At 74.7% G+C, this 16,925-nt stretch carries 14 protein-coding genes and 1 pseudogene; 10 read left to right on the forward strand and 5 right to left on the reverse strand.

Features of this window, described 5'->3' with window-relative positions; all coding sequences use genetic code 11:
• Positions 1-288: 288 nt before the first annotated feature.
• The 3 genes from ACSTA4_RS17720 to ACSTA4_RS17730 all read right to left on the reverse strand — a co-directional run bounded on the left by ACSTA4_RS17720 (position 289) and on the right by ACSTA4_RS17730 (position 3,951).
• On the reverse strand, positions 289-855 hold the full coding sequence (locus ACSTA4_RS17720) for a TetR/AcrR family transcriptional regulator (RefSeq protein WP_444960238.1): 567 nt from the start codon (positions 853-855) through the stop codon (positions 289-291).
• A gap of 352 nt (positions 856-1,207) precedes the next feature.
• Positions 1,208-2,917, reverse strand: coding sequence for a glucose-6-phosphate isomerase (pgi, locus tag ACSTA4_RS17725; RefSeq protein ID WP_444960239.1), 1,710 nt, complete (start codon positions 2,915-2,917; stop codon positions 1,208-1,210).
• A gap of 185 nt (positions 2,918-3,102) precedes the next feature.
• Positions 3,103-3,951 (reverse strand): ion transporter, encoded by an 849-nt coding sequence (locus ACSTA4_RS17730; protein WP_444960240.1) that lies wholly within the window; start codon positions 3,949-3,951, stop codon positions 3,103-3,105.
• A 162-nt stretch (positions 3,952-4,113) separates the two neighbouring features.
• Between ACSTA4_RS17730 and ACSTA4_RS17735 the strand changes: the two genes are divergently transcribed.
• Entirely contained in the window at positions 4,114-4,452 is a 339-nt protein-coding gene (locus tag ACSTA4_RS17735; protein WP_444960241.1) for a hypothetical protein, read from the forward strand.
• 139 nt (positions 4,453-4,591) lie between these two features.
• On the opposite strand, the gene ACSTA4_RS17740 is transcribed toward ACSTA4_RS17735, so the two are convergent.
• Positions 4,592-5,299 (reverse strand): FadR/GntR family transcriptional regulator, encoded by a 708-nt coding sequence (locus tag ACSTA4_RS17740; RefSeq protein WP_047871998.1) that lies wholly within the window; start codon positions 5,297-5,299, stop codon positions 4,592-4,594.
• A gap of 314 nt (positions 5,300-5,613) precedes the next feature.
• On the opposite strand from ACSTA4_RS17740, the gene ACSTA4_RS17745 reads away from it, so the two are divergent.
• From ACSTA4_RS17745 to ACSTA4_RS17770, 6 genes and pseudogenes are all read left to right on the forward strand, one after another.
• Positions 5,614-6,381, forward strand: a complete 768-nt coding sequence (locus ACSTA4_RS17745) for a (Fe-S)-binding protein (RefSeq protein ID WP_444960242.1) — start codon at positions 5,614-5,616, stop codon at positions 6,379-6,381.
• Positions 6,382-6,675: 294 nt separating this feature from the next.
• Entirely contained in the window at positions 6,676-8,103 is a 1,428-nt protein-coding gene (locus ACSTA4_RS17750) for a lactate utilization protein B (RefSeq protein WP_444960243.1), read from the forward strand.
• Entirely contained in the window at positions 8,100-8,741 is a 642-nt protein-coding gene (locus ACSTA4_RS17755) for a LutC/YkgG family protein (RefSeq protein ID WP_444960244.1), read from the forward strand. Before ACSTA4_RS17750 ends, ACSTA4_RS17755 begins: the two co-directional genes overlap by 4 nt.
• A 332-nt stretch (positions 8,742-9,073) precedes the next feature.
• Entirely contained in the window at positions 9,074-10,285 is a 1,212-nt protein-coding gene (locus ACSTA4_RS17760) for an alpha/beta hydrolase family protein (RefSeq protein WP_444960245.1), read from the forward strand.
• Between the two features lie 437 nt (positions 10,286-10,722).
• A pseudogene (locus ACSTA4_RS17765) lies at positions 10,723-10,866 on the forward strand (ion channel); the annotation flags it as partial.
• Between the two features lie 134 nt (positions 10,867-11,000).
• On the forward strand, positions 11,001-11,543 hold the full coding sequence (locus ACSTA4_RS17770; RefSeq protein ID WP_444964312.1) for a hypothetical protein: 543 nt from the start codon (positions 11,001-11,003) through the stop codon (positions 11,541-11,543).
• A 22-nt stretch (positions 11,544-11,565) separates the two neighbouring features.
• Here the strand turns inward: ACSTA4_RS17770 and ACSTA4_RS17775 are convergent, their stop codons facing one another.
• Positions 11,566-13,068, reverse strand: a complete 1,503-nt coding sequence (locus ACSTA4_RS17775) for a cytochrome P450 (protein WP_444960246.1) — start codon at positions 13,066-13,068, stop codon at positions 11,566-11,568.
• A 480-nt stretch (positions 13,069-13,548) separates the two neighbouring features.
• On the opposite strand from ACSTA4_RS17775, the gene ACSTA4_RS17780 reads away from it, so the two are divergent.
• Genes ACSTA4_RS17780 through ACSTA4_RS17790 form a run of 3 tightly spaced genes read left to right on the forward strand, consistent with a single transcriptional unit; the run spans position 13,549 to position 16,853 of the window.
• Positions 13,549-14,871: a DUF2786 domain-containing protein gene (locus ACSTA4_RS17780; protein WP_444960247.1), complete on the forward strand. Its 1,323-nt coding sequence runs from the start codon at positions 13,549-13,551 to the stop codon at positions 14,869-14,871.
• 58 nt (positions 14,872-14,929) lie between these two features.
• Entirely contained in the window at positions 14,930-15,715 is a 786-nt protein-coding gene (locus tag ACSTA4_RS17785) for an RNA ligase family protein (protein WP_248770910.1), read from the forward strand.
• Positions 15,699-16,853, forward strand: a complete 1,155-nt coding sequence (locus ACSTA4_RS17790) for an AAA family ATPase (RefSeq protein WP_444960248.1) — start codon at positions 15,699-15,701, stop codon at positions 16,851-16,853. Before ACSTA4_RS17785 ends, ACSTA4_RS17790 begins: the two co-directional genes overlap by 17 nt.
• Positions 16,854-16,925: the final 72 nt, after the last annotated feature.

The raw sequence follows: 16,925 nt of genomic DNA on the forward strand, positions 1-16,925 counted from the left end.
GGGATTCGGCTCCAGCCACGGTGGGCGAGCCCCGCGCGCTCGGCGGTCGTCGGTCTCGATGTCACATGCGCATGTTGCGCCCAGGCTAACCCGCCGGGGCGGCGCGGGCAACGGAATTACGCGGGTGTCCGGCCACACGCGGCGGACCGGCCCGGACGCGCGGCGCCGTGCGCCCGGGAGGGTTCTCCCATCCCTCCCCCTGGCACCTCGGGCGGGCCGACTGTCGCGGACCGGCCCCGCCCGTCCCGGAGGGACACGGGGTTCCTGAGGGGCGGGCGGGGTGACGGGTCAGGCCGCGGCGCGGGCGCCGTCGAGGAAGAGCCCGACCAGGGTGTGGGCGGCCTGTTCGGGGTCACCCATCATGTCCACGGCGCGGGCCAGGTGCAGGAAGGCGTTGCACAGCACGGCCGGGTCCCGGTCGGCGACCTCGCCCTCGGCCACGGCCGCACGGAAACGCGCGGTCATGGGGTCGAGCAGGGTGGAGACGTAGGCGTCGCGCAGCTCCTTCTGCACGTCCTCTTCGAGCTGGTCCAGCGAGTCGAACAGGTGCTGCTCGAAGGAGGTGGTGGCTCCGGTCGGGTCGGCCACGGCGGTGGTGACGACCGCCCGCAGCTGCTCGGCGAGCCCGCCGGGGGTGTCCAGGGCCAGGGCGAGCTGTTCGCCGCGCCGGGTGATGAAGTCCAGGGCGACGAGCTTGTGCAGGGTCTCCTTGCCTCCGGGGAAGTGGTGGTACAGGGACGGCTTGCGCACGCCGACCTCGCGGGCGACGGCCTCCAGGGAGGCGCCGCGGTAGCCGTGCGCGGCGAAGTGCGCGGCGTAGACGTTCATGGCGCGGACTCGGGTGTCGGTGGTCATGGAAGACGACCTCTCGTGTGGTGGGGTGGACGCGGGCGGAGGTCCCGCCCATACACATCACCCTACCTACCGTTAGGTAGGGAAGCAAATCACGCCTGTCCCCCGCTCAACGGGCACCGGTTCGCCCGGTGCCGTGCGGGCGCGAAGGCCCGTTTCCCGTCCCGAGGGGTTTCCCCGGCCTGCCCGAAGCGGCCGGGGAGCGGCGTCCGTCCCCTCCCCGCCGGATGCACTGGCGGTCTCGTCATCTCAGCCCCGCCTGCCCCCGCGGGACACAGGGCCTCCTGGGACGGTGGGGCGGACCCGGTGGCGGTGTGACCGGCGGGGTCCGCCGGTCACACCGCCACCGCCGTGGTCAGTCCCTGCCGCGCATGGAGCGGTAGCGCCGCACCAGGGAGGTGGTGGAGGCGTCCAGACCGGACACGTCGGCACCCTCGGTGAGGGCGGGCTCGACCCGCTTGGCCAGCACCTTGCCCAGCTGCACGCCCCACTGGTCGAAGGAGTTGATGTTCCACACCGCGCCCTGGACGAACACCTTGTGCTCGTAGAGGGCGACCAACTGCCCGAGCACCGACGGGCTGAGCCGGTCGGCGAGGATGGTCGTCGTGGGCCGGTTGCCCTCGAAGGTCCGGTGCGGGACCAGGTCGGCGGACACGCCCTCAGCGGCGACCTCCTCGGCGGTGCGGCCGAAGGCCAGCGCCTGCCCCTGGGCGAACAGGTTGGCCATGAGCAGGTCGTGCTGGGGCACCAGGTGCTCGGGCAGGTCGGGGGCCGGGTTGGCGAAGCCGAGGAGGTCGGCGGGCACGAACCGGGTGCCCTGGTGCAGCAGCTGGAAGTAGGCGTGCTGGCCATTGGTGCCCGGGGTGCCCCACACCACCGGACCGGTCTGCCAGTGGACGGGGCGGCCGTCGCGCTGCACCGACTTGCCGTTGGACTCCATGTCGAGCTGCTGGAGGTAGGCGGTGAACTTGGACATGTGGTGGCTGTAGGGCAGCACCGCGTGGGTCTGGGCGTCGTGGAAGTTGCCGTACCACACGCCGAGCAGGCCCAGCAGGAAGGGCAGGTTGCGCTCGACGGGGGCGGTCGCGAAGTGGGTGTCCATCAGGTGGAACCCGGCGAGCATCTCCCGGAACCGCTCGGGTCCCACCGCCACCATCAGGGACAGGCCGATGGCGGAGTCGTAGGAGTAGCGGCCGCCCACCCAGTCCCAGAACCCGAACATGTTGCGGATGTCTATGCCGAACTTCGCCACCTCCTCGCCGTTGGTGGAGACGGCGGCGAAGTGCCTGGCGATGGCGCCGTCGTCATCGTCGCTCTTGAGGCCCAGCCCGTCCAGCAGCCAGGTGCGGGCCTCGGTGGCGTTGGTGATGGTCTCGACCGTGGTGAAGGTCTTGGAGGCGACCACGAACAGCGTCGTGGCCGGGTCGGCGTCCACCAGCGCCTCGTGCAGGTCGGTGCCGTCCACGTTGGAGACGAACCGGAACTCCAGCCCTCGGTCGGTGTAGGGGCGCAGCGCCTCGTAGGCCATGGCGGGCCCCAGGTCGGAGCCGCCGATGCCGATGTTGACGATCCGGCGCACCGGCCGGCCGGTGTGGCCCAGCCACTCCCGGGCGCGGACCCGGTCGGCGAACTCCGCCATCCGGTCCAGGACCTCCTGGACCTCGGGGACGACGTCGCGGCCGTCGGTGCTGATCACCTGCCCGCGCGGCGCGCGCAGGGCGGTGTGCAGGACGGCGCGGTCCTCGGTGAGGTTGACGTGCTCGCCGCCCAGCATGGCGTCGCGCAGGTCGGCGACCCGGGTGGCCCCGGCCAGGTCGGCGAGCAGGCGCAGGGTCTCGTCGGTGACGAGGTTCTTGGAGTAGTCCACGTGCAGGTCGCCGACGTCGAGCGTGTACCGTTCGGCCCGGCCGGGGTCGTCGGCGAACAGCTCGCGCAGGTCGGTGGAGCCCCACCGCCCGTGGTGCTCGCGCAGCGCGGTCCACTCGTCCCGCTGGTCCAGGGGAACGCCCGGGCGGGCGCGTTCTCCGGTGTCCTCAGCGCGCGGGAGAGGTGTACTGGCAGACATCCGGCGGCTCCTCGTCGGTCGGCGCTCCGGCGGCACGGCGCGGGTGCTCGGTCCGCGCGCCGCCCGCGGTGCGCGGCTGTGCTTCCGACGACAAGCCTCCCACGAAAGACCGGCCCCGCGGGGGTTGTCCACAGGCCCGGTCGCGGACTTTCGCGCGCGGCGCGGAACCGGTTCCGGCACGCCGCTCAGCGCATGCCGCTGGCCTCCTCCTCGCGCTCCCGCCGCAGCACGGCCACCTCCGCGCGCAGCGCCCGCAGTTCGGCCAGGATCACGGCCTGTCCCCCGTCGGGGCCGCCGCCGTCGGGGTCCCCGCCCGTCCAGCCCGCGGAGCCGCCGCCACCGCCACCGCCGCCGTTCTCCTCGTCGTCCTTCTCCAGGGCCTCCACGGCCACGGCGATGAACAGGTTGAGCGCCACCAGCGTGGACACCAGCACGAAGACCACGAAGAACACCCACGCCATGGGCTTGTGCTCCATCACGTCCTTGGCGATGGTGCCCCAGCCGTCGGCGGTGGCGATCTGGAACAGGGTGAACAGCGACGAGGGCAGGTCGGCGAAGTACTGCGGCGAGACGTCGGCGAAGAGTTCGGTGGCCATGACCGCCGACACGTACAGCAGCAGCATCACCAGGAACAGGATGGACATCATGCCGGGCAGGGCCCGGAACAGGCCCGTGACGACGTGGCGCAGGGTCGGGATGACCGACAGCAGGCGCAGGACCCGCAGCACGCGCAGGACCCGCAGCACCGAGAAGGGGCCGGAGGCGGGCAGCAGCGCGATGCCGACGATCACCATGTCGAACCAGCTCCAGGGGTCGCGGAAGAACGCCCGCCGGTGGGCGTACATCCGCATCCCCAGTTCCAGGACGAACAGGGCGAGGATGGTCAGGTCGACGGCGCGCAGGAGGCGGCCGTAGGAGTCCGTCACACGGGGTGAGGTCTCCGCGCCGAGGATGACGGCGTTGACGAGGATGAGGGTGATGACGCAGGCCTGGAACCAGGGGGCGTCGACGATGGCTCGAACGCGCTCGCGCACGGCAGAGGGGGCTCCGTTCACATATCGGACAGCGCGGCAGAAGCCTACCGTGAGTCACCTTGTCCGGTTTCGCATCCGCCTCTCCCCTCGCATCAGCCCCTGGCGTCCTCCGGTCGGAGCGGGCATGATCGGAGTGGGGAACCGAGCGTGAGGGGGACGCCGGTGACAGAGTCAACCGAGGGCTTCGACGAGTTCGACACGGGGTCCTGGGACCCCGGCTACGACGACGACGTGGACGCGGACACGGACGTGGGGGCCGCGGACCAGGACTCCGCGGTGGCCGACTTCCTGCGCTACTTCCCGGAGGGCCACCGGATCGAGGAGATCGAGGACCACGACGTCCTGGGCATCGACGCGGAGCTGGGCCAGGAGATCCCCGAGCAGGCGCCCGAGGCCGGCGGGGAGCGCCCGCCGACCGGCCGGCGCGAGGACCTGGCGCGGCTGCTGCGGGCCGAGGAGTTCGCCGACAGGGTCCGCGACCGCGGCAGGCGGCCCGGCTGAGCCGAGGGCGCGGCGGAACGGCGGCGCGGCAGAACGGCGAAAGGGTGGCGCGGCAGCGCGGCGGAACGGCAGCGCGGCAGAACGGCAGCGCGGCAGCGCGGCGAAAGGGTGGCGTGGCGGAACGGCGGAACGGCGGCGCTCAGTCGGCCAGGTCCGCGCTGAGCCAGCGCTCCACGCGCAGGACGTGCACGGTCGCGGCGGCCCGGGCGGCGTCGGGGTCGCGCGCCACCAGGGCCTCGTGGATGCGCAGGTGGTCCTCGCGCAGCTTGGCGGTGAGCCCGGCCTCCCGGTGCCCCGCCCACACGCGGGCGTGGAAGGTACGCGAGGACAGGCCGTCGTTGACCGCGGCCAGGGTGGCGTTGCCGGTGCTGGCCACGATGGCCTGGTGGAAGCCCAGGTCGGCGGCGACGGTGTCGGCGCGGGAGGTGTCGTCCCCGCCCTCGATCCGCTCCAGCAGGGCGCCGATGCGGTCGAGGTCCTCGGCGCTGGCGCGCGCGGCGGCCAGAGCGGTGGCGGCGGGTTCGAGCATGCGCCGCACCTGGAGGACCTCCAGGAGGGTGTGCCCCTGGGAGACCTCGGCCAGGACGGAGAAGGTCTCCAGCAGGTCGGCGGGGCGCAGCGCGGTGACGTAGACGCCCGCGCCGTGGCGGGACTCCAGGACGCCGAGCGTGGTCAGGGAGCGGATGGCCTCGCGCATGGAGCTGCGGGACACCCCGAGCTGCGCGGACAGGTCGCGTTCGGTGGGCAGGCGCTCCCCCGGTCCGACCCGCCCGTCGGCGATCATCGCCTTGATCCGGTCGGCGGCGCGCCGGGTGACGGTGGTGCGCCCGGCGTCGGGGTCGCTCACGGAAAATCCCTCCAGTCTGCGCGGTGGCCCGGGTCGTCCGTCGGCCCGACGGGACCGGGACGGGGGCGGGAGCGGGGCTGGGTGTGCGCGTGACCCGCGCCACCACTGCCGCCAAGAGATCATACCAATTTTCCATCTCCTCGCCCCGCCTCACCCTTTTCGCCCCGCTTCTTGCCCAGATGCTTCACGGCGTGCGAAAGTGGTCCGACCACCCCAGGCTCGTGGCGAGCAGTTCCGCCATGGCAGCGCATCGCGTGGGCCGACCCGGCGGGGTCCGCACGCGCGCGCCGGTCGGCGGGGCACGAAGGAGGCACATGCGGATCGCGCTGTTCATCACCTGCGTCAACGACACACTGTTCCCCGACACCGGGCGGGCGGTCGTGCGCCTCCTGGAGCGCCTGGGGCACGAGGTGGTCTTCCCCGAGGGCCAGACCTGCTGCGGGCAGATGCACTACAACACCGGCTACCGGCGCTCGGCGAGCCGTCTGGCCGTGCGCTTCGTGCGCACCTTCGAGGGCGCTGACGCCGTCGTGGTCCCCTCCGCCTCCTGTGCGGCCATGGTCCGCGACAACTACCCGCGGCTGGGCGCGAGCGGGAGCCGCCTGTCGCGCAAGGTGGCCGACCTCGCCCCGCGCGTGTACGACCTCACCGAGTTCCTGGTGGACGTGCTCGGCGTGACGGACGTGGGCGCCTACTACCCGCACAAGGTGGCCTACCACCCCACCTGCCACGGGCTGCGCATGCTGGGCCTGGGCGACCGCCCCTACCGGCTGCTGCGCGCCGTTCGCGGCCTGGAGCTGGTGGAACTGCCCGGGGCCACCGAGTGCTGCGGCTTCGGCGGCACCTTCGCGGTCAAGAACGGCGACGTGTCCTCGGCCATGGGCGCGGACAAGGCCCGCCACGCCGTGGAGACCGGCGCCGAGGTGCTGTGCGCGGTGGACAACTCCTGCCTGATGCACATCGGCGGCACCCTGTCCCGGCAGCGGTCGGGGATGAGGGTGGCGCACCTGGCCGAGATCCTGGCCAGCACCGAGAAGGAGGGCGCCCACGGGGTTCTGGAGGGGGCGGAGGCGGATTCGTGAGGAACGAGCGAATACGCCGAAGGCGCCGAAGGTTCCCGTTCTCCGGGCGCCCGAACACGGGCCAAAGCGAAGCGGAGGCCCAAAGAGACAAGGAGGGCGCCCACGGGGTTCTGGAGGGGGCGGAGGCGGATTCCCGTGGGAAGAACTGCGCCGCAGGCGTCGATTGGGGCGGTGGCGGGTGACGGGCGGGCACGAGCGAATACGCCGAAGGCGCCGAAGGTTCCCGTTCTCCGGGCGCCCGAACACGGGCCAAAGCGAAGCGGAGGCCCAAAGAGACAAGGAGGGCGCATACCGATGAGCGCGACGTTCCTGGGCATTCCGCCCTTTCCCGAGGCCGCCGCGGGCGCGGTCAACGACGCCCGGCTGCGGCACAACCTGCGCAGGGCCACGCACACCATCCGCGACAAGCGCGCCGCCGTCGTCGACGAGCTGCACGAGGACTGGCAGCGCCTGCGGGCGGAGGGCGCGGCGGTCAAGGAGCACACCCTGCGCCACCTGGACCGCTACCTGGAACAGCTGGAGGAGTCCGTCCAGCGGGCGGGCGGACGGGTGCACTGGGCCTCGGACGCGGCCGAGGCCAACGAGATCGTCACCCGGCTGGTCCGGGACACCGGCGAGACCGACGTGGTCAAGGTCAAGTCGATGGCCACCCAGGAGATCGAGCTCAACGACGCCCTCGCCGCCGCCGGGATCACCGCCTACGAGACCGACCTGGCCGAGCTGATCGTGCAGCTGGGCGAGGACCTGCCCTCACACATCCTGGTGCCCGCCATCCACCTGGGCCGCGCCCAGATCCGCGAGATCTTCCTTGAGCAGATGGCCGAGTGGGGCGTGCCCGCACCCCGGGGCCTGACCGACGACCCCCGGGCGCTGGCCGAGGCGGCCCGCGTGCACCTGCGCGAACGCTTCCTGCGCACCCGCACCGCGATCTCGGGGGCCAACTTCGCGGTGGCCGACAGCGGCACGCTCGTGGTGCTGGAGTCGGAGGGCAACGGCCGCATGTGCCTGACCCTGCCCCGGACGCTGATCTCCGTGGTCGGCATCGAGAAGATCGTGCCTACCTGGTCGGACCTGGAGGTGTTCCTCCAACTGCTGCCGCGTTCCTCCACCGGCGAGCGGATGAACCCCTACACCTCCACCTGGACCGGGGTGACGCCGGGCGACGGCCCCCAGGAGTTCCACCTGGTGCTGCTGGACAACGGCCGCACCGACGTGCTGGCCGACACCGTGGGCCGCCAGGCGCTGCGCTGCATCCGCTGCTCGGCGTGCCTGAACACCTGCCCGGTCTACGAGCGCACCGGCGGGCACTCCTACGGTTCGGTCTACCCGGGCCCGATCGGCGCGATCCTCACCCCGCAGCTGCGGGGGATGTCCTCGCCGGTGGACGAGGCGCTGCCCTACGCGTCCTCGCTGTGCGGGGCCTGCTACGAGGTGTGCCCGGTGGCCATCGACATCCCCGAGGTGCTGGTGCACCTGCGCGAGGAGGTCGCGCAGCGCTCCGGGCACGCGGGTGAGAGGGCGCTCATGGCGGGCGCCGAGGCGGTGCTGTCCTCCCCGCGGACGCTGGGCGCGGTCCAACGGGCGGCGGGGCTGGGGCGCCGCGCGGTCCCGCGCCACCTGCCGGGCCTGGCCGGGGCCTGGACCGACACCAGGGACGTGCCCGACGTCCCGGCCGAGTCCTTCCGCCAGTGGTGGGACAGGCGCGAGGGGGAGGGCCGATGAGCAGCCGCGAGCGAATCCTGGCCAGGGTCAGGAGGGCGCTGGCCGACGTGCCCGCCGACGAGTCGCCGGTGCGGGAGGCGGGGCGCGGCTACGCCGACAGCCACGGGGTGGGACCGTCGCTGGAGGTGCTGGAGGACCGGCTGCTGGACTACCGGGCGCTGGTGCGCCGGGTGGGCGCCGACCGCCTGGCCGCCGAGGTGGCCGCCGCGCTGGAGCGCCGGGGGGCGCGGCGGGTGGTCGTCCCGGCGGACGCGCCGCCGGAGTGGTTCGCGCACACCTCCGCCGAGCGGCTGCCCGACTCGCGTGAGGAGCCCCTGGCGGTCACCGACCTCACCGGCGTGGACGGCGTGGTCACCGGCTGCGCGGTGGCCGTCGCCGAGACCGGCACGATCGTCCTGGACGGCGGGCCGGGCCAGGGGCGCCGGGCCGTCACCCTGGTGCCGGACTACCACCTGTGCGTGGTGCGCGCCGACCAGGTGGTGGACGGGGTTCCGCAGGCGGTCCGACTCCTGGACCCGTCGCGCCCGCTCACCTGGATCAGCGGCCCCTCCGCGACCAGCGACATCGAGCTGAACCGTGTGGAGGGGGTGCACGGCCCGCGCACGCTGGAGGTGCTGCTGGTGGAACCCGCTTCCTGAACCCGCTGACGGGGGCAGCCCCGGGGCGGAGGCGCGGCCCGGCGGACGCGGCCCCCGGAGCCGGTGGGGAGGGCCGCCCCCGGGAACACGAGCGCGCTCCGGCGGAACCGACTTCCCGAACCCGGTCGGCCGAGACCGGGCGGCAGGCGGGACCGTGGCCCGGTGGGTCCGAAGCCCCGAACCCGCTGGTGGGAGCCTCAGGGGTGGGGCTTTCCCCACCCCCCTCCTCCGGGACACCCCCGGGGAAGGGGGGTGGAGGTCCCGATGGCGCCGGGCGGGCCGCCCTTCCTAGCGTGGGCGGTGACCACGACGGCACCGAACGACGGGACACCATGCCCCCTTCACCGCACCCCTCCCCCTCCTCGCGCGCGCTCCGGTCCGGTACCGCGCTCGCCACGGCCGCCGCGCTGGCGCTGCCGCTCTCCCTGGCCGCGTCCGGAACGGCCGCGGCCGACACCGGCCCCTCCGTCGCCTCCGCCGACGCCCTCCGGGCCGCCCTGCCCGAGCCCACCGGGGACCACCCCGTGGGCAGGACGACCCTGCACCTGGTGGACGGGGAGCGCGAGGACGTGTGGGTGGGCGGGCCCCGCCAGCTGATGGTCACCCTGTGGTACCCGGCGCGGGCGGACGCGGGCCGACCCGCGCCGTACATGACCGAGGCCGAGTCCGCGGCCATGGTCGCGGGGCTGGGGCTGGACCTGCCCGCCGACCTGCTGCACAGCGGGGTGCGCACCTCCTCCCGCCTGGACGTGCCGCCCGCGCGCACCCGCGACGGGTTCCCGCTGGTGGTCCTGTCCCCCGGCGCGGGACACAACCGGATCGAGCTGTCCTCGCTGGCCGAGGAGCTGGCCAGCCACGGCTTCGTGGTGGCCGGGGTGGACCACGCCCACGAGGCCGCGCCCGTGGAGTTCCCCGACGGGCTGGTCACCGAGTGCACCGGGTGCCAGAGCGGCGAGTGGGCCCTGGGGTCGACCAACCGGGCCGAGGACGTCTCCTTCCTCCTGGACCGGCTCACCGGCCCCGACCCCGCGTGGCGGTGGTCGCGGGTCATCGACGCCTCCCGGATCGGGATGGCCGGGCACTCCTGGGGCGGCACGGCCACCGCCGAGACGCTCCGGTCCGAGGAGCGGGTGGACGCCGGGATCAACCTGGACGGACCCTACTACCCGCCCGCGGTGGAGGAAGGGCTGGACAAGCCGCTGGCGCTGATCGAGAACGACCAGGGCAACACCTGGGACGGCGTCGAGCAGATGTGGCCGCGCCTGGAGGGCTGGCGGCAGTGGATCCGCATGGAGGGATCGGGGCACTCCAACAGCATCGACCGCGGCGTGCTGGTGGAGCAGCTCGGCCTGACCGAACTCTTCACCCCCGAGCAGTGGCGGAACCTGTACAGCGACGTCGGCGTCGAGCGCGGCCTGGAGCTGGTGCGCACCTACAGCCTGGCGTTCTTCGACCACCACCTGCGCAGCGGGGACCAGCCCCTGCTGGAGGACCCCGAGGCCTTCCACCCCGAACTGGTCCTGGTCGACCCCGACGAGGGGTAGCCGACGCGGGACGGGCCGCCGGTCCCGCCCGGTCGGGAACCGGCGCGTCGCCGACTCCGGCGCGCTGGAGACCGGCGCGTCGGAGGACGCGACACCCCAGGTCGGCCGCCGCGCCCCCTGTGACGAGGGGGGACACGGGGTGTCGGCCCAGGGGGCCGGGGTAGTCGCCTCCCATGGTCTTCGTGTCGGTTCTCGGGCTTCTGCTCGCCGTACTGATCGTCTGCGACGCCGCCGTGACCGTCCTGCACCCGGACTCGGAGGGCCTGCTGGCCGGGTCGATCCGCAAGGCGGTGTGGCGTTCGACGGTGCTGGCGAGCGCGCGCCTGCCGCGCTCCGGGGGATGGCTGCTCAGCCTGGCCGGGCCGGTGATCCTGCTGGCGACCTTCGCCGCCTGGGTCGTGGCGCTCACCCTCGGCCTGGCGCTGACCGTGTGGCCGATGCTGGAGGAGGACTTCCGGGTCCGGCCGGGTCTGCGCCCCGTCGGTTTCCTCGACGCCCTGTACTTCGCCGGCGGCACCGTCCCGGTCCTGGGCTACGGCGACATCACCCCTCTGTCGACCGGGGCCCAGCTGGTCTCGCTGTTCGGCGCGGCGGTCGGCTTCGCCCTGTTCACGGGTATGGCCACCTACGCCATCCAGGTCACCAGCGGTGTGTCCACACGCAACCGCTTCACGCTGTCGGTCCACGACGACGCACGCGGCCGGGCGGCGTCACCATGTTCACCGAGCTCCTGTCCCTGGACGGCGTGGACGGGGCCCGTACGCGCTGCCGGGGCTGGACGGAGAGCCTGCGCGAGGTCGCCGAGACGGTGCACCGGTACCCGTTGGTGGCGTTCACCTACCGGTCGCGACACGACGAGTACGGTCCCGAACCCGCTCTGCACCGTATGGCCGAGGCGACGGTGGCCGCCCTGGTGGCGAGCGGGCGCGAACCCTCGCTGCGCGTGTCGGCCGAGTCGCTGTGCCTGGCGCTGACCCGCCTCCAGCAGACGATCGCCGCCACCTACCTGGACGACAGCGTCACCCGGCGGCTGAAGGAACCCCGGCCGACCGAGCACGATCGGCAGGCCGTGCACACGGTCGAGCGCCTCCTGCGGGCCCGCCTCCACGACCACGGACCCGGTGCCGGGTCCGATCCGGGGCCCGAGGAGGGCCGCCGTGCGGTGGCCGAGACGGTCTACCGCTGCCGGGTCTTCCTCGACGGCCTGCACGAGTGGGCGCGCGTCGAGACTCCCCCGCGCGAGTGGGACGTCCGCTGACCACGGGCCCGCGCGGAGCCGGTCAGTCCCTCGGCTGCCAGGCCGCCAGCAGCCGCTCCAGGGCGTCGGGGGCGGCGCGTTCCGGCGCGAACGGCGCCTGGTAGCGGGCCCCGGCGCCGCGCGCGACCCTGCGGGGCCGCGGGGCGGAAGCGGGCGCGGGCCGCTCCTCCCGTGCCCGCTCGCCGTCCTCCCCCGCCAAGGGCGCCTGGTAGCGCGCCCCGCGCGGGGCGGGCCCGCGCTTCCTGCGCAGGCGCCGCAGCACGGGGGCGCGCTCGCGCACCGGCTCCCCGGGCCCGACCCGCTCCCCGGTGGCGGTGAACCACACCGGCAGCTCCTCCAGTCCGTGCACGGCCACGGAGTCGCGCCAGCGCAGGTCCTCGGGGTCGACGGCCAGGACCATGCCGCGCAGCCGGTCCACGGCGGTGTCGATGGCGGTGCGCGCCAGCTCACGGGTGAGGCCGGTGGCGGGGCAGCGGTGCGCACCCGCGCCCCAGGACAGGTGGGAGCGGTCGCCGGCCCGGGCCATCGCGTCATCGCCGCGGGCCACCGACGGGTCGGTGTGCGCGGAGGCGAGCCCCAGCAGCAGCGGCTCGCCCCTGCGGACGCGGACCCCGGAGAAGCTCAGGTCGGCGACCGGGTAGCGCCCGCCGAGCACGCGGATCGGGGAGTCGGTCCACATCACGTAGTCGATGAAGTCCTCGGGGGTGAGGGTGCCGCCCAGGTAGGCGGTCCACACGGCCGGGTCGTCCAGCAGGCGGAGCAGGGCGTTGCCGATCAGGTGGGTGGTGGGCTCGTGCCCGGACTCCCACAGCAGCGTCAGCGCCCCCGCCGCCTCGTCGTCGGTGAGCCCGGAGGGGTGGGCGAGCAGCCAACTGGCCATGTCCTGCCCCGGGTCGGCGCGCTTGCGCGCGACCAGGCCCGCGAAGTAGGAGCGGACCGCGGCGGCGGCGGGACCGGCCCGGTCGGGTTCGCCGCTCCACAGCCTCGGAGCCAGGTCGGCCAGCAGGCGGCCGTAGGCGTCGGGCAGGCCGAAGAGCTCGTTGAGGACCAGGGCGGGCAGCGGGGCCGCGAACCCGCCGATGAGGTCGGCGGCGCCGTCGGCCGCGACCCGGCCGAGCAGGTGCACGGCGGCGCGTTCGACGACGGGGACCAGACGGGGCGTGCCCACCCCGGCCAGGGTGTCGACGAGGGCAGCGCGCAGCCGCCGGTGCTCCTCGCCGTCGCGGGCCAGGGCGGCGGTGCGGGCGGGCGCGGCGTGCCCCGCGTCCCAGGGGCGCGGGTCGGCGGAGAAGAGGGTGTGGTCGCGCAGGGCCTGGAGGTTCTCCCGGTAGCCGAGCAGGAGCCATCCGGGCACGCCCGGACCCACCTCGACCGGGACGAGGCCGCCGTGGCGGTCGCGCAGCGCGTCCCAGGGCGCGTCGGCGCCGGTGCTCCCGTGCGGGGGGAGGGCGACCGGGCAGCGGGCGCCGCCGGACCCCGCTGCCGGGGGGTCGTCGCGGCCGTCGGTCCCGGTTCCCTGGCGCATGGAGACTCCTCAGTGGCTGCGGATGCGAGGCGACGGTACGCGCCCCGTGTTTCCGCCGTGCTTCGGACAGGAAAGCTCCGCCTTTCCGGACGGGGCACCCGGTGCCACGGAGGACCAAGGCGGGATTACCGCTCACGGCGCCCAGAGGAGCAGGTGTCGGCGCACCGGTGACGTTCGCGCCCCTTCCTCCCACCGCCGGGGCGCCCCGCTCCGGTGGCGCGCGGCGGGCCCGGTTCTCCCCTGCGGTCGAGGAGCGTCTTCGATCCCTCGCTCCCGCGGGCGCGGCGGGCGAATGGGGTGTCCGTGCTTCCCGCGCCGGGGAGTGTCCGGCCCCGCCCCGGCACCGGCGGCGGTGGCGTACTCCCCCGCGCCGGGGGTGTCCCCCGCCACCGTCCTGCGGGGCTCGTGCCCGCCCGCCGCGGACCCGCCGGTCGGTAGGATGGCCTGCTGGTCGCACACCAGCGCCGAACGGAGGACCACGTGGGCAAGAAGGGCCGCGGGCGACAGCGCGGCGGGGACCGCCGGACGGCCGGGCAGGGCGCCCACCCCTGGGCCGGTCCCGCGCCCGGCGACTCCCCCGAGCGGGTGATCTCGGAGGCGGTCGACGCGCTGGTGCTCGGCCGGGAGGGCGGCGGCGTGGACCTGGCCGCCGCCCGGCTGGCCGACGCCGAGGACCCGGCGCGGGCCGGGGCGGCGGACCGCGCCGTCCGCGACGCCCTGCTGGCGGGGGTGGCCTCGGCCTGGGCGCGCGGGTGGCAGCCCGCCGAGACGGTCCGCCAGGCGGGCCGGGTGCTGGACCCGGTGGCGGCGGCGGTGTGCGCCGACGCGGTGACGGCCGACCTCGACCGCCACTCCCCCGCCGCGGTGGACCCGCGCTGGACCGCGCAGGTGCGCGAACTGGGGGCCGCCCCGTCCTGGGGCGGTACCGGGGACTACCTGGCGCACGTGGGCGCCGGGCACGGACTGCTGCGCTTCGAGGCGGTGGAGACGGCGCTGCGGCTGCTGGCCGCGCTGCGCGTGCTGCCGCCGGTGCACCGGCTGTGCCCGCCGCCGGGTGAGTTCCGTCCGCGGCCCGAGGGCGCCGCGCGGACCCCGGAGGCGGTGGACCAGGGCAAGCTGGCCCGCGTGCGCGCGCTGCTGGCCAAGGCCGAGTCCACGGAGTTCCCCAGCGAGGCGGAGGCGCTGAGCGCCCGCGCGCAGGAGTTGATGGCCCGGCACAGCATCGACCGCGCCCTGCTGGCCGAGGAACCGGGACAGGCGTCGGAGGCCGCCTCGGGGCGGCGGCTGCCGGTGGACGCGCCCTACGACGAGCACAAGGCGGTGCTGCTGCACGAGGTCGCCGAGGCCAACCACTGCCGGGCCGTGTGGGACCGGGAGCTGGGGCTGTGCACCGTGATGGGCTTCCCGGGCGACGTGGAGGCGGTGGACCTGATGTTCACGTCGCTGCTGGTGCAGGCCGAGACGGCGATGCGGGCCAGCGGTTCGGTGCGCGACCGGTCCGGCAGGGCGGCGGGCAAGGCCTTTCGCGCCTCGTTCATGTCCGCCTTCGCGGTGCGGGTGGGTGAGCGGCTGGTGGAGTCGGCGCGCGCCGCCGAGGAGGCCGCCGCGGCCGAGACGGGGACGGACCTGGTTCCGGTGTTCGCCGCGCGCGAGCGCGAGGTGGAGGCGGCCGTGGCCGAGGCCTTCGGCGAGCTGACCTACTCGCGGGTGCGCGGGCCCGCCAGCGAGGACGGCTGGTACGAGGGCCTGGCGGCGGCCGACGCCGCGTCCCTGGGCGCGCACCGCCGCGTCGCCGACCGCTGAGCCCGCCGCGGCGAAAACCGGTGGCCGCGCGACCGGACGAACCGGTACAACCGTGGCCATGCGCAAGTACCCGCGGACCCGGCACATCCGGGGCTCCCGGCTCCAGGCGGGCGACCACGACCTGGCGGCCGTGCCCTTCTCCGCGCTGGCCGGACGCCACCTGGTGGTGGAGGAGAAGCTGGACGGCGCCAACGCCGGGATCAGCTTCGGCCCCGGCGGCGAGCTGCGTCTCCAGAGCCGGGGCCACTACCTCACCGGCGGCCCCCGTGAGCGGCACTTCGCCCCGTTCAAGGCGTGGGCGGCGACCGTGGCTCCGCTGCTGCGGCCGCGCCTGGGCGAGCGGTACGTGCTGTACGGGGAGTGGCTGTACGCCAAGCACACCGTGTTCTACGACGCGCTGCCGCACCTGTTCTGCGAGTTCGACGTCCTCGACACCCGCGAGGACGCGTTCCTGTCCACGCCGCGCCGCCGGGAGCTGCTGGAGGGCGCCCCGGTGGTGTCGGTGCCCGTGCTCCACACGGGGCCGCTGGAGCGGTTGGCGGACCTGACCCGCCTGGTGGGCCCCTCCACCTGCCGCACCCCCCACTGGCGCGGGGCCCTGGCCGAGGCGGCGGGGGCGGCGGGCGCCGACCCCGGCCGCGCCCTGGCCGAGAGCGACGGCTCCGACCTCATGGAGGGGCTCTACGTCAAGGTCGAGGAGGGAGACCGCACGGTGGACCGGTACAAGTGGGTGCGCCCGGGGTTCACCTCCGCCGTCCTGGACTCGGGAACGCACTGGCTGGACCGGCCGCTGATCGCGAACGGGCTGGCCGATCCGGAGGTGCTCTATGCGGGTGTTCGCTGAGCTGTGCCCGGCGCCGCCGCGCTGGGACCTGGACTGGGCGCGGGTGCGCGAGGCCCTCCCGTGGGTGCGCGACCTGGCCGGGGTGGAACAGGACCCGGTCCACCACGCCGAGGGGGACGTGGAGACGCACACCCGCATGGCGTGCGAGGCGCTGGCCGGGCTGCCCGCGTGGCGCTCCCGCCCCGCCGCGGAGCGGGAGCGGTTGTTCGCCGCCGTGCTGCTGCACGACGTCGCCAAACCGCTGTGCACCCGCCGTGAGGAGGACGGCCGGGTGACCGCGCACGGCCACTCCCGGCGCGGGGACCTCCTGGCGCGTCGGCTGCTGTGGGAGGCCGCGGCCGAACCCGGGGCGGCCGCCTCCGCGCTGGAGGCGGTGCGCTGGCGCGAGCACGTGGCGACCCTGGTGCGCCACCACCAGGTGCCGTTCTGGGCACTGGAGCGCCCGGACCTGCGCCGCATCGCTTTCCGGGTGAGCCTGGTGGCACGCAACGACGACCTGGTGCTTTTGGCCACCGCCGACATCCTGGGCCGCCGCTGCGGCGACACTGCGGAGGTCCTGGAGAACATCGGGCTGTACGACGAGTACTGCCGGGAGCAGCGGTGCCTGGACCGGCCGAGGGGGTTCCCCTCCGACCACGCCCGGTCCTGGTTCTTCCGCAAGCCCGACCGCGACCCGGACTACGCCGCCCACGACGACACCCGGATGACGGTGACCGTCATGTCGGGGCTGCCGGGTTCGGGCAAGGACACCTGGATCGCGCGCGAGCGTCCGGACGTGCCGGTGGTGAGCCTGGACGCGCTGCGCGCCGAGCTGGGCGTGCGTCCGACCGCCGACCAGCGGCCGGTGGCGGCTGCCGCGTACGCGCGCGCACGCGAACACCTGCGCGCGGGGAGGTCGTTCGTGTGGAACGCCACCAACGTCTCGCGTTCGCTGCGCGACCAGTGCGTGGACTTGGCGGCCGCCTACCGGGCGCGCGTGGAGATCGTCTCCGTCGAGGCCCCGCCCCGGGTGCTGCGGGCCCGTCTGGACCGCAGGCGGGCGCCGGTACCGGCCGCCGCGGTGGAGCGCCTGGTACGGCGCTGGGAGTGCCCGGACCCGTCCGAGGCGCACCGGCTCCTCCGGTGGACCAGCGCCTGAGCCCGCGCCGGGCCGGGGAGTGAGCACAGGTCGGGGTTTCCCCGGCTCCGGGACGCCCGCGCCGTGACGCCT

It is taken from the genome of Nocardiopsis sp. M1B1, from assembly GCF_052466615.1.